This window comes from Segetibacter aerophilus (assembly GCF_007991655.1).
Classification (GTDB): domain Bacteria; phylum Bacteroidota; class Bacteroidia; order Chitinophagales; family Chitinophagaceae; genus Segetibacter; species Segetibacter aerophilus.
This window is the reverse complement of the sequence record NZ_BJYT01000033.1, coordinates 1-11831: the sequence shown is the minus strand read 5'-3', so window position 1 is coordinate 11831 and position 11831 is coordinate 1. Positions and strand designations below refer to the sequence as shown.

The 11831-nt window shown below is 40.4% G+C and carries 13 protein-coding genes; 7 read left to right on the top strand and 6 right to left on the bottom strand.

The window, feature by feature from the left end:
• The first annotated feature begins 22 nt into the window (after positions 1-22).
• The 3 genes from SAE01_RS22290 to SAE01_RS22280 all read left to right on the top strand — a co-directional run bounded on the left by SAE01_RS22290 (position 23) and on the right by SAE01_RS22280 (position 1779).
• The gene (locus SAE01_RS22290; protein WP_147206046.1) at positions 23-292 is read left to right on the top strand and encodes a UBP-type zinc finger domain-containing protein; all 270 of its coding nucleotides are present in this window, start codon (positions 23-25) and stop codon (positions 290-292) included.
• Positions 293-397: 105 nt separating this feature from the next.
• On the top strand, positions 398-1285 hold the full coding sequence (locus SAE01_RS22285; RefSeq protein WP_147206045.1) for an AraC family transcriptional regulator: 888 nt from the start codon (positions 398-400) through the stop codon (positions 1283-1285).
• Between the two features lie 2 nt (positions 1286-1287).
• Complete coding sequence (locus SAE01_RS22280) at positions 1288-1779, top strand: DUF983 domain-containing protein (protein ID WP_246113306.1); 492 nt, start codon at positions 1288-1290, stop codon at positions 1777-1779.
• Positions 1780-1919: 140 nt separating this feature from the next.
• Here the strand turns inward: SAE01_RS22280 and SAE01_RS22275 are convergent, their stop codons facing one another.
• Both SAE01_RS22275 and map read right to left on the bottom strand, forming a co-directional pair.
• A complete protein-coding gene (locus SAE01_RS22275; protein ID WP_147206044.1) occupies positions 1920-2273 on the bottom strand; it encodes a ribose-5-phosphate isomerase in 354 nt (117 codons plus the stop codon).
• A 52-nt stretch (positions 2274-2325) separates the two neighbouring features.
• Positions 2326-3090, bottom strand: coding sequence for a type I methionyl aminopeptidase (gene map / locus SAE01_RS22270; RefSeq protein WP_147206043.1), 765 nt, complete (start codon positions 3088-3090; stop codon positions 2326-2328).
• A gap of 405 nt (positions 3091-3495) precedes the next feature.
• On the opposite strand from map, the gene SAE01_RS22265 reads away from it, so the two are divergent.
• The 4 genes from SAE01_RS22265 (at position 3496) to SAE01_RS25230 (ending at position 8106) form a co-directional block, all read left to right on the top strand.
• A complete protein-coding gene (locus SAE01_RS22265; protein ID WP_147206042.1) occupies positions 3496-5691 on the top strand; it encodes an alpha-galactosidase in 2196 nt (731 codons plus the stop codon).
• Between the two features lie 241 nt (positions 5692-5932).
• Positions 5933-7435 (top strand): FAD-dependent oxidoreductase, encoded by a 1503-nt coding sequence (locus SAE01_RS22260; protein WP_147206041.1) that lies wholly within the window; start codon positions 5933-5935, stop codon positions 7433-7435.
• A 147-nt stretch (positions 7436-7582) separates the two neighbouring features.
• On the top strand, positions 7583-7822 hold the full coding sequence (locus SAE01_RS22255) for a hypothetical protein (protein WP_147206040.1): 240 nt from the start codon (positions 7583-7585) through the stop codon (positions 7820-7822).
• Positions 7807-8106 (top strand): type II toxin-antitoxin system RelE/ParE family toxin, encoded by a 300-nt coding sequence (locus SAE01_RS25230; protein ID WP_147206039.1) that lies wholly within the window; start codon positions 7807-7809, stop codon positions 8104-8106. The genes SAE01_RS22255 and SAE01_RS25230 overlap by 16 nt, the downstream gene beginning before the upstream one ends.
• Positions 8107-8224: 118 nt before the next feature.
• Here SAE01_RS25230 and SAE01_RS22245 read toward each other — a convergent pair whose 3' ends face one another.
• From SAE01_RS22245 to SAE01_RS22230, 4 genes are all read right to left on the bottom strand, one after another.
• Complete coding sequence (locus SAE01_RS22245) at positions 8225-8956, bottom strand: LytR/AlgR family response regulator transcription factor (RefSeq protein ID WP_147206038.1); 732 nt, start codon at positions 8954-8956, stop codon at positions 8225-8227.
• A 5-nt stretch (positions 8957-8961) separates the two neighbouring features.
• Positions 8962-10002, bottom strand: a complete 1041-nt coding sequence (locus SAE01_RS22240; RefSeq protein WP_246113305.1) for a sensor histidine kinase — start codon at positions 10000-10002, stop codon at positions 8962-8964.
• A 13-nt stretch (positions 10003-10015) separates the two neighbouring features.
• Positions 10016-10375 carry a DUF4288 domain-containing protein gene (locus SAE01_RS22235; protein ID WP_147206037.1) on the bottom strand — a complete coding sequence of 120 codons (360 nt, stop codon included), beginning with the start codon at positions 10373-10375 and terminating at the stop codon, positions 10016-10018.
• 403 nt (positions 10376-10778) lie between these two features.
• The gene (locus SAE01_RS22230; protein ID WP_147206036.1) at positions 10779-11537 is read right to left on the bottom strand and encodes a LiaF transmembrane domain-containing protein; all 759 of its coding nucleotides are present in this window, start codon (positions 11535-11537) and stop codon (positions 10779-10781) included.
• Between the last annotated feature and the right edge of the window lie 294 nt (positions 11538-11831).

Genomic DNA, 11831 nt, shown 5'->3' with positions numbered 1-11831 from the left:
TAAACTCGTTAAATCCAACATAATGACACAAGCCATTTGTGCCCACATACAAAGTATAGAAGAGTTAAAAACAGCGGAAAAATATGCCTGCGAAGAATGTATTAAAACCGGCAGCCGTTGGGTTCATTTAAGAACTTGTCAAACGTGTGGTGTCACTTTATGCTGTAACGATTCTCCCAAAAAACATATGACCGCCCATAACCACGCAACGGGCCATCCCGTAATTATTTCGGCCGAACCCGGCGAAAGGTGGCTATGGTGTTTTCCCGACGAACAGTTTGTTGAGTATTAATGCCTGCTACGAATTTTGCCTAATCAGTAAAAAGTACCATAAAAGCCTTAAATACTACCCCTCGCAGTTGTATGAGCGGCATAGCTTTGCATTGAAATAAAAACAATGTCAAAAGCTATTCTGCCTACTTACAACATCAACACGCTGAAAGAAACTCCCCTTTCACCGAAAGATTTTATGGCAGATTACTTTGCTCATTACATCAATGAACATAAGAATTTGCATTTTCCACATAAGCATTCCTTTTATCACCTCGTTTATTTCTCTCAAGGTTCAGGCAGTCATTCTATAGACTTCGTCAGCTTCCCTGTACAAGCTGGACAAATTTATTTTATGGCTCCCGGACAGGTGCATGGGTGGGAATTTGAAACTCAGCCGGAAGGATATATCGTCAACTTCTCCGAGCAATACTTACATGCTTTGATTGCTAATCCCAGGTACCTTGACCAGTTTAGTTTCTTCTCGGGCATTGCGAGCGAACAAGTAATCAATATTCCAACAGAAGCAAAGCAGCAAGTAGAGCAAGTGCTGGAGACGATAGTGAGAGAAGCCCACTCGCAACAAGAAGGGAAAGATGATTTTGTAAGAACTGCGCTAGTACAATTGTTTATACTGGTCAATAGGTACACGAATAACAACAGCAGCAGTCAGCAGAGCAATTATAACTCGGTGCTACTTCGCAACTTTCAAAAGCTAATTGAACAACACTATAAAGAGAAGAAATTGACGAAAGACTATGCCGCAATGCTGAATGTGACGCCAAACCATCTGAATGCCTTGTGCAAAGATGTTACAGGCCGGCCCGCAGGTGAATTGATAAGAGACAGGATATTATTGGAAGCGAAAAGATTATTGGTGAATGCGAAAATGACAATTTCTGAAATAGCCCTTGAACTCGATTTCATAGATAACTCATACTTCTCGAAATTTTTTAAGAAGTACGAAGGAGTATCACCCGAAGCTTTTAGAAAACAAATTATCAAAAAATTATAATTATGGAAACGATACATCTTACCCGGGAAAATAATATTACGATGCCGCATACCGACCGAACTCCCAGCGTTTTTAATCTTTTTGCATGCAAATGTCCCAGGTGCAGAAAAGCAAATATGTTCCAGGACAGCAATCCCTGGCACTTAAAAAATACGATGAAGATGAATAAAGAGTGCCCTATTTGTAACCAGCCTCTCGACATTGAGGTCGGTTTCTATTTCGGTGCCAGCTACGTTGCTTATGCACTAACAGTTGCATTAAGTGTAGCAACATTTGTAGCATGGTGGGTATTAGTTGGCTTCTCTTTGTACGACAATCGCATTTTTTACTGGCTTGCATTGAATGCTGTCTTATTAGTGGTGGCCCAACCATATCTAATGAGAGTGTCAAGAACCGGATGGCTTGCTTTCTTTGTGAAGTACGATAAAAATTGGAGAAGCAACCCACCTCAACCTCTTGAAAGAACCAACAAAGACCAGGAGAATAATTGGTAAATTGCGGATTTGAAAAATAGAGTAAAGATTAAATGAATGAAAGCTGCCCAGGCAGCTTTTGTTTTTTAAGTAATAGCAGTGGTAATCGCTTGGGAACATGTACGCTTAAAATAAGCTTTGCATCTTTTAAGGAGACATTTTCAGTTAAACCAAACGGCGTAACCTTTTCGTCGCAGGTCCAGTGCAAGCTTTTCCTCCATTGCTAAAGCTTCTTCGCGGTTCATAGGTTTCACATTGAGATGTTCGTACAAACTGGGACGAAGATATATTCCATACTTCTCGACAACGTTTGCTGAAAGCTTGTGTCCTTTCTTGTTAATGTATCCGGTCTTGTGTTGCTTTAATCGTTCCGCGGGAGTCTTGCTCGTCATGCCTACATACAAACATTCAAGCACGCCGTTGAATTGTGGGTTAGCTGCCCTGAACTTCCAGTTTTCAGTAAACACTTTTTTTGATAGTTCTACCACATATACCCGGTATGTCACACTCGTCATTTAAGAAGCTTTTCTTCTTTCAAACTATGCATTAATTAAGACCGTTTTTCTTCTAATTCCAAATTCCATTCATTTTTGTTAAAATGATAGGCTCGCCGTCTGTTACTACAATTGTATGTTCGTGTTGAGCAACATAACCACCATTATTTCCAACAGAAGTCCAGCCGTCATTTGTTGTGTTTGCAATGGTTGATTTGGTCGAAATAAAAGTCTCTACGGCTACAACAGCATTTTTCTTAAATCTGGCAAGATTAAACCTGTCGAAATAATTAGCAATATTGTGTGGCTCCTCGTGCAAGCTTCTGCCAACTCCATGACCTGTTAGATTTTTTATAACCTTATAGCCTGATTTTTTTGCTTCCGTTTCTATTAGCCGTCCTATCTCCGCAATGCGAACTCCGCCTTTGATGTTGTTGATGGCTTTTTGTAAAATTCGCTTTGAAGTGTCAACTAGTTTCTGATGATGGTGCAGATCTTGTCCAAGTACAAAAGATCCTCCGTTGTCTGACCAGAAACCATCTAATTCTGCTGAGACGTCGATGTTTATTAAGTCTCCCTCTTTCATTATTTTTTTAGCTGATGGAATACCATGAGCGATTTCATTATTCAAACAGATACAGGTCCAACCAGGAAAGTTATAAGTCGATCGCGGAGCAGATTTAGCACCTAGACTCGCCAGTATTTTGCCACCGAATTCATCTAGTTGTTTTGTGGTCATTCCTGGCTTTGCATGATCTCTCATTTCTTTAAGTGTCAAGCCAACGGCTTCACTTACTTTTTGCATTCCGATTAATTCATATTCTCTTGTTATTGACATGCTTGCTCTTTTTTGCCGACTTAATTACTCTTCAATTTTTCAATCGTTAGCCAAATTTAAAATATCCCGTTGACATTAGGATTGGGCCTTAGTTATTACTTTTTTAAAGGCTTTTTATGTTATTGTGAAAAATATGTTTGTAGGGCAAGGAAACATAACTGCTGCACCTAAAAGGCCTGATAAAAGATTTATAAGTACAAGGGAGTGACACAACAATGTTGATTAAAGAGATTATGCCCGAGCCCAAAAAGGATCGATAAAGGTTCAAACCACAACTGGTAAATTCAATTTCTCTAATCTTTTTTATAGAAATAATATTGCCACATCTTATTCAATTGAACCTCATTATTTTTACGGAGTTACACTCACCTCCACGTTTTAAATTAAAAAACCAAATTCATAAAAATGAATGTTTGCCGGTCTAAAAAGTTGCTCTCAGTTTTATTTACATTTTCTGTTTCTATATCATTTGCCCAAAGAAACCAAATCATCCCAATTGAAACCCAACACAACGTTATAGCATTACAAGTTGGTAACGACCTAAGGGTATCGACCGCGTACTTTGGAACGAAACTAAAAGACACGAGTGAATACAGATTTGTGCGCCAGATGTATAGAAGGGGAGACGATTACTCCGGCATACTTAATTCTGCTTATACGCCTGCGGGTTCGCGTAACCTGGTAGAACCGGCCATTGAGGTAAGGCATGCAAACGGCAATACTTCGCTCGATCTATATTTTGTAAGTAGTGCTGTTGAAAAGACTGATGCCAATGTTTCGGTTACCAATATTCTGCTCAGAGACTCTGCTTATGCGCTGGAAGTGAGTTTGTTTTTTAAGGTTTATTACAAGGAAGATGTCGTGGAGCAATGGACGGTGATACGCAACAAAGAGAAGGGAAATGTGACTTTGCAAAAGTATGCGTCCGCTAATTTATACTTAACCGGCGATCAATATTGGCTGAAGCAGTTTCATGGTGATTGGGCAAAGGAAATGCAACCTGAAGTAACTCGTTTAACTGCGGGAATAAAAGTGCTGGACACGAAGTTGGGAACAAGAGCGCACCTGTACCAGCCGCCAACTTTTATGGTGTCATTGGATAAGCCGGCGACAGAGGATGAGGGAAAAGTTTTGTTAGGGCAATTGGAATGGTCTGGAAATTTTAAAGTAGATCTTGAAGTAGATCCATTAAATAATCTTCGGTTGATTGCGGGTATAAATCCATTTGCTTCTGAATATACTCTGAAGCCGAATCAACAATTCGAAACACCTGCTTTCGTGTTCACTTTCTCAGATAAAGGAACGGGGGAAGCGAGCCGGAACTTGCATCGTTGGGCAAGAAATTACAAACTGTATGACGGCAAAGGCGACAGGATGACTTTGCTGAATAACTGGGAAGCAACGTTTTTCAATTTCGATGAACCGATTCTAGCGGGTCTGTTGAAAGACACTAAAAAATTAGGGGTTGATCTGTTTTTATTGGATGATGGATGGTTCGGTAATAATTACCCCAGGAACAATGACAGGGCCGGTTTGGGCGACTGGCAGGAGAATGTAAAAAAGCTTCCACATGGTGTTGGTTTTCTTGTAAGAGAAGCCGAGAATAACGGGGTGAAGTTTGGTATCTGGGTAGAGCCAGAGATGGTAAATCCTAAAAGTGATTTGTATTTAAAACATCCGGAGTGGGTGATTAAACAGCCCAATCGCCAGGAGCATTTATACCGCAACCAGTTGGTGCTTGATTTAAGTAATCCGAAGGTGCAGAATTTCGTTTTCGGTATCCTCGATACACTCTTCACTAAAAACCCTAATCTCGCGTTTATCAAGTGGGATTGCAACGCCGTTATTTACAATGCATATTCTTCCTTTCTCGAGAAACAATCGCATTTGTATGTTGATTATGTAAAGGGCCTTTACAACGTGCTTGATAGGGTAAGGGCTAAGTACCCTAAAGTGGAGATGATGTTATGCTCCGGTGGTGGCGGAAGAGTGGATTATGGCGCATTGAAATACTTCAACGAGTTCTGGTTAAGCGATAATACTGATCCATTGGAAAGGGTATTTATTCAATACGAGTACTCTTATTTCTACCCAGCTATATCACATAGTAACCACGTTACTGACTGGGGAAAGCAACCGCTTAAATATAGAACCGATGTGGCTATGATGGGTAAGCTGGGGTTTGATATTGTTGTGAGCAAACTCTCCCCGAAAGATTTGGAATTTGCGCAAAAGGCAGTTAAAACATATGATTCAATAAAAACCATTATCTGGCAGGGAGACATGTATCGGCTGGCTGATCCCCGTGAAAATCCATACGCCTCTGTCATGTATGTAAATGAATTAAAAGACAAGGCGGTAATGTTTAATTATATAACCAGTAACCGTTATGGAGCTGGAAGCTTATCGCCAATAAAGCTCAAAGGTTTAGATCCCGCTAAAAAATATAAAATAAGAGAGATCAATATCTACCAGGAATCTCGTTTTGGAAACGGGTCGAATAACAGCTACTCCGGAGATTATTTAATGACTGTTGGCTACAACCCCGGCGTCAATTCAAATCGCATGAGCGTAGTGTTGCAAATAGAGGAAGCCAAGTAGAATGGGCTAGCCGGGCTTAATTAAGTTGACGGCATTTTTTAAAATTAAACGGGAGTGGATTGTTTACTAGAAACATCCAACTCCCGTTTCGTTTTGTACTTATTTTCTTGAATTTCAAGTTTAGCTTCTTTTGAAGTAGACCCTGTTTATTCCAGACCTTCCCCTGTCGATGGCATTAGTTTTTTATAGATAAACTTTTTTGAATATCTAATTGTTTCTTCTAACACTTTAATCAAACATTATGAGCAGCATTTCAATATGGAAAGACAAGGCGGAGGAAACTTCATTTTCTCCGCTGCGAACTGATATTACCGTGGATGTAGCAATTGTCGGCGGCGGAATAACCGGGTTAACAGCGGCATATATTTTATCAAAGGCAGGAAAAAAAGTGGCTGTGCTTGAAGCCAGAAAAATTGGGGAAGGCGCAACCGGATCTTCTACCGGTAACCTGTATTGCACGATAGGAAGCCCCGGACTACATAACGTAAAGTCTAAGTTTGACGAGCAAAAAATAAAAGAGGTGGTAGAGTCAAGGGCTGCCGCAGTTGATTTTATCGAGACAGTAATTACGGAGTTAAATATTCAATGTGATTTCAAGCGGGTGCCATGGACTTTGTTTACTGAAGGTGAAGCTGGAAAATCCTTTGTAGAAAAGGAAATGCAAGCGGCAGAAGATGCAGGTCTGACAGTTAGTAAAAGTTTCGCTATTCCCTTAAAAATAGAAACAGGATTTACAGTTAAAAAACAGGCACAGTTTAATCCTTTGGAGTATGTGAAGGCATTATCAAAAAAGATTGTATCGGGGAATTGTTCTGTTTACGAACTAACCAAAGTTGATGATGTAACGGAAGGCGAAACATGCACTGTAAAGACTGCCGGTGGGACAGTTACAGCCTCGCAGGTAATTATGGCTACTCATAGTCCTAAGGGTATTTATGCAGTGCACATGAACATGGGGCCATACCGTGAATATGCAGTTGGAGTCACATTAAACGGAAGCTATCCTGCAGACGGGGTCTGGTGGGATTGGGATGGAGTGAAGCAGGAACATTATTCAATGCGTACCTACGATACTTCTAAGGGCAAAATATTGATGGTTTTAGGCGAAATGCATAAAGTAGGGCAAAAAGAGGATAACCATGAATGCTATGACAACCTCGAGAAGTTTTTACGTGAGCGTTACGATGTGAGGTCGGTTGAGTTTAGGTGGTCAGCGCAGCAATTCAAAGCCGCAGACGGCATTCCTTATATCGGATTAAGTTCAGGTAATTCGAAAACTTATATCGCTACCGGGTTTTCAGCAGACGGCCTAACTTATGGAACGCTTGCTTCGATGATTATTTCTGACGAGATTTTAGGAAAACAAAATAAGTGGGCTAAAACATACGATGCGTCTCGCGTCACTCCGCTCGCTTCTGCCAAACAGTTTATTAAGGAGAATGTAAACGTTGCCTTTGAGTTTGTAAAAGACCGATTCACAAAAAATGAAGCTGATGAATTTGCCGAGGTTGCAGTTGGCCAGGGAAAAGTAATGGAGGTAGATGGTAAGAAATGTGGCGTTCATCGGGATGCAAGTGGAAAGTTGCACGTTGTATCAGCTATATGTACTCATATGGGATGTATCAATCATTGGAATGAAGTTGAGCAATCATGGGACTGTCCCTGTCACGGAAGCCGGTTTTCAATAGATGGTGAAGTGTTGGAAGGACCGGCTTATACGGCTTTAAAGAAAGTGATGGTTTGAGGTTTTGAGTTTAAGGTTTTGGGGTTTGGGTTTTAGGTTGCCTGTTACCCGGTTGTCAGTGAAGCGGGCTGGATGTCTAGCACTTTAAGCAGGAAGGAACGTTTTAGGGCAGAAAAACATAACTTTAAGAAACAATGATGTCATAGTATGATGCAGGATTTAAAAAAGGAATTACATAAAATAATTGATTCGATTGAAGATGAACAGACTCTAAATCTATTGAAAGAAGATTTAGCTGCTTATGCTTTAGAATCAAGCACTGACGGACTTACCTCGAAACAGTTAGAGGAATTGGATATGGCGTTAAAAGAAGCAAATGATGAAACGGGATTACAAGATTGGAAAAGTTTCAAAAGTGAGTTAGACAATAAATGGAAAGAAGCATAATTACTACACCTACATTCAGAAAAAAGCTAAATGATATATGTGGCTTTATTGAAACGGAGTTTGGAAGGAAAACGGCCTTTGATTTTATTCTCAGATTGGATTTACAGTTGAACAAGGTTTCAACTCGTCCTGAAATAGGAAGACCATTAGTCACGAGAAAAAATGTGAGAAGTATAATATTGAAGCCCCACAGTAAAATCTACTACAAAATTTTTCCATCAAGAATTACCTTGTTAAGTATTATCGACATGAGGCAAGATCCCAGAAAAAACCCCTTTAACTAAAACATCTAACCTCAACCACAAACTCAAAAATTTAAACCCAAACCAGAACTCCAAATCGGAAACAGGCAACTGGTAACGGGTAACGCAAAACTTTAAACTCTAAACTCGCAACTCGTCCCTAAATCCCCAACACCTCTCTCAATTTCGCATATCCTGCTTTGCTTACCGGCAGCCTTGCCCCTGTTGTTAATAAAACAACCTGGGTATCTTTTTCATGGGGATCGATGCGGGTGATGAGTTGAACGTTTACGATATAAGAACGATGGACTCTGATGAACTGCTCCGGTTGAAGGAACTGTTCAAAATATGACATCGTCTTCCTTTTTAGAAAACTGCCATCATTGGTAAAGATCTTTACATAATCATCTGCTGCTTCGAGGTAGTTGATTTGAGCAAGCGGAATAATCTTAATTTTCCCGCCATCTTTTACAACTACCCTGTTGCTTTGAGTTGGTGACTGTGCGGCGGTTTCTAACACTGCCTGCGTCTGCGGAGAAGTTGATTTTGTCTGCAATAATTTTTGAATCGCTTTATCGAAACGCTCTTTGCCAAAAGGCTTGAGTAGATAATCTACTGCATGCGTTTCAAAAGCTTTTATAGCAAATTCTTCAAAGGCTGTTGTAAAGATTACATTAGGGGGATTTTCTATTAACTCAAGCATTTCAAACCCATTGATCTTTGGCATTTGTATGTCTAAAAAGATCAAATCCGGCGCGTGTTGATTAATTGCTTTTACACCTTCAAAACCATCGTTGCACTCTTGCAGTACTTCTATTTTGGGATGTGATTGAAGGTATTCTTTTACAATACTCCTGGCTAAAGGCTCATCATCAATAATTACTGCTTTCATATTATTTATATTACCTGCGGAATGGTAACAGTGGTTACAAAATAGTTGTCGCGCGATTTTGTTTGCAATAAATCGTGTCGGGCAAATAGCAAAAATAGTCGTCTCTGAACCGATGAAAGACCAAAGCCGGTACCATGAAGGGGTTGTGTCGTCTCCATATCAAACGGGTTTTGTACACTCACTTGTAAGGCTTTGTTTACATTCTTTGCAGCGATTGTTATCACAACTTCACCTATGGTGTCGTACAGCCCAAACTTAATCGCGTTCTCTACAATCGGCTGTAATAACATAGAAGGAAGTTTCATCCGAAGAACGTCATCATCAGTTGTAATATCTGTTTGAAGACGATATCCAAAGCGTACCTTTTCAATGTCGAGATACAATTGCAGGTGCTGCAGTTCCTCTTCAAACGTACTCCATAGCATTTCGTCTTTTCGTAAAGTTCCCCTCAGAAAGTCTGAAAGCTGCTGAATCATATGCCTCGCTTTTTCGGGTTGAGTTCCGGTAAGAGCACTGATGGAGTTGAGGCTGTTAAACAAAAAGTGCGGTTGCAGCTGTTGCCTGAGTTTAAAAAGTTCTGCATCTTTTGCCAGTTTCTCCGCATCCGCTTTTCTTGCATCGGCTTCTTTTTGCTCCTGTTGTGTGTACCACGATAAACTCATCATTGCCATACAACCAACCATTAAAAATGCAATTCCATATCGTAACACATAAGATTGCTTCAGGAAGATCATATACGATTCATCGTCGCTGAAAAACGACCGTAAAATCAATCGTAGTATGGCCAGCCATGCAGCAGCCAAACCCAGACTAATGATTAGCACATACCAATATCTTTCCTGTCGCGGCAGGTAATAACGCATGTTATTGCTAATGAGTAAACAGGTGCCAGCCAGTAAAACATTACTTATAATTGCATCAATCACGGAGGTCAATCCTGGTACTCCAAAATCTTTTAAAACAACTGCATGCATCAGGGTCAGTACCAGCCACCATCCGGTAAAAGCCAGTTTAAATTTTTTATCTGATAAAGATGATGCCGACAAGAAACAGTTGGTTTTAGTTTAACGCCAATAACTCGTGCGAACTGTTTTCGCGCAAAGCAGCAGCCCTTAAATGTATGGTGCGAATGTAGTTTTCTTCATCATCTTCTTCACAAATTTTAGAGTAGACCTCGGCTCCGTCAGCGAGGTCATCTATCACCACAATTTCTGCGACGTCTATAAATTTCCAATGAACAGGCTTGTTTAGGTCGTTTAAGAAACAGTCTTCTTCATGCTTTCCCATATCGCGTGCCTTATGAAAAGCGTGCAATTGATTATGCGCATGTATCAGCCTTAGCTGTTCATCAAATTGCGGCGTGTGCTGTCCGTCACCACAAACGATTTGGTAAACAATTTTTGCCATGTACCATTTCATATGAGTCAGTTTGAAGGATTTGAAGTTTTAAGTTTTGGGTTTTGAGTTGTGAGAGTAGAACCGTAAGTCGTAAGTCGAAAATCGCGAGTTGGATTAGAGCGTTTCTGACTTACTTGTTGGTTTTTGTTTGTTGTTTTGGTTTTCAGCAGTTGTTCTTTGTTATGGCTTTGGTTGCGACGCTCCGTTCAGCTTTAAAGTTTTTTGTGGGTCTTTTTTTAAAAGTCGAATAAAGTTGTACAAGTAAAAGTGAGTGACACAAGGATGTTGAAGGAAGCTGGTGAGTTGGTAGCAAAGTAAAAAGTCAAAAGTAAAAAGTAAAAAGTAAAAAGTCAACTCAGAACCCGAAACTCAAAACCCAAAACTCAAAACCAACACATGTATTCGGCAACTGCTAACTTCCATCTCAATAACTCCTTATATCAATTCCCCCGAACACCGTCGTACCCACCAACTCAAGCACTTTATCGTAATTTATGTTTCCTGCCTGTAAAGGTCGTTTGTCTTCGATGCCACCAAAGACGGTAACCACTTCGGTTTTTACATGCCAGTTTGCGGGCACAATTAACTTCGTTCCACCAAAAACCTGGGTTACTTCGAGCACGACGTGATGCTGAATATCAGCCTGCGAAAGATTGAATTCAGCGCCGCCCATAAAACAAGTTATTTCGCCCCCTTTAAAGTTTTTGGTTAAGATATTTTTCTTTACTCCACCAAAAACAGAGATTGAATTTATGTAGTCGGCATCGTCATTTTTTTTTTCGTCCTGCTCAGGAGTGTAAGGTGCGTTGGTAGCGTGAGCAAATTCTTCTTCTCCAATTCTTCTTTTTCTCCCATGCTTACAGGTTCTTGATGGTTTGAAAATGAATACCAGTCCCAACAGAATGAAGATTAAAGGCGCTATGTAAGCCTGGAAATTCAAGTTGGGGTTTAAGCGATCAACAAGGTTTAGGCTACCAATGATGATAAGAATGAAGCCCCCGGGGTTTTTGAAATTATGCCTGATACCAATCAGCAGGCCAATGGAAATGAGTAGTACCGGCCAGCTGAAGAGCCAGGCGGGCAAAGGCGCACCCATTTTAAAAGCAAATAATAATACACCTGCTCCCACAAGAAATAATCCTGTCGATATACGTCCTTTGCTTTTATACTGATCCTGTTCCATCGTGATATTTTTAATTGATGTAACAAATCTAGTGTGCGGCTTATACCGCTGCAACAAGGGTTAGGTACATGCTTGTGGAAACGCGGTGAAGCCACCGCAAATTGAGGTGAATATTTTGGCGGTAGGTTGCTTTGCTTGAAAGGATGCTTATTTAGCAAAATCAAATTCGGGAATACCCCGTTGCCCGATTAGAGATGTCTTTTAAGTTATATTTTTTTAACCTAGATATTTGTGTTGAACCTAACATCTCATGTCAGAAGTCAAGCCGCTGGGCTTCGTTCTTGCAACGCGACT

What these genes read in the sequence shown, in the direction of transcription:
- SAE01_RS22290 (WP_147206046.1), top strand. Translation starts at nt 23, where the DNA reads ATGACACAAGCCATTTGTGCCCACATACAAAGTATAGAAGAGTTAAAA.
- SAE01_RS22285 (WP_147206045.1), top strand. Translation starts at nt 398, where the DNA reads ATGTCAAAAGCTATTCTGCCTACTTACAACATCAACACGCTGAAAGAA.
- SAE01_RS22280 (WP_246113306.1), top strand. Translation starts at nt 1,288, where the DNA reads ATGGAAACGATACATCTTACCCGGGAAAATAATATTACGATGCCGCAT.
- SAE01_RS22275 (WP_147206044.1), bottom strand. Translation starts at nt 2,273, where the DNA reads ATGACGAGTGTGACATACCGGGTATATGTGGTAGAACTATCAAAAAAA.
- map (WP_147206043.1), bottom strand. Translation starts at nt 3,090, where the DNA reads ATGTCAATAACAAGAGAATATGAATTAATCGGAATGCAAAAAGTAAGT.
- SAE01_RS22265 (WP_147206042.1), top strand. Translation starts at nt 3,496, where the DNA reads ATGAATGTTTGCCGGTCTAAAAAGTTGCTCTCAGTTTTATTTACATTT.
- SAE01_RS22260 (WP_147206041.1), top strand. Translation starts at nt 5,933, where the DNA reads ATGAGCAGCATTTCAATATGGAAAGACAAGGCGGAGGAAACTTCATTT.
- SAE01_RS22255 (WP_147206040.1), top strand. Translation starts at nt 7,583, where the DNA reads ATGATGCAGGATTTAAAAAAGGAATTACATAAAATAATTGATTCGATT.
- SAE01_RS25230 (WP_147206039.1), top strand. Translation starts at nt 7,807, where the DNA reads ATGGAAAGAAGCATAATTACTACACCTACATTCAGAAAAAAGCTAAAT.
- SAE01_RS22245 (WP_147206038.1), bottom strand. Translation starts at nt 8,956, where the DNA reads ATGAAAGCAGTAATTATTGATGATGAGCCTTTAGCCAGGAGTATTGTA.
- SAE01_RS22235 (WP_147206037.1), bottom strand. Translation starts at nt 10,375, where the DNA reads ATGAAATGGTACATGGCAAAAATTGTTTACCAAATCGTTTGTGGTGAC.
- SAE01_RS22230 (WP_147206036.1), bottom strand. Translation starts at nt 11,537, where the DNA reads ATGGAACAGGATCAGTATAAAAGCAAAGGACGTATATCGACAGGATTA.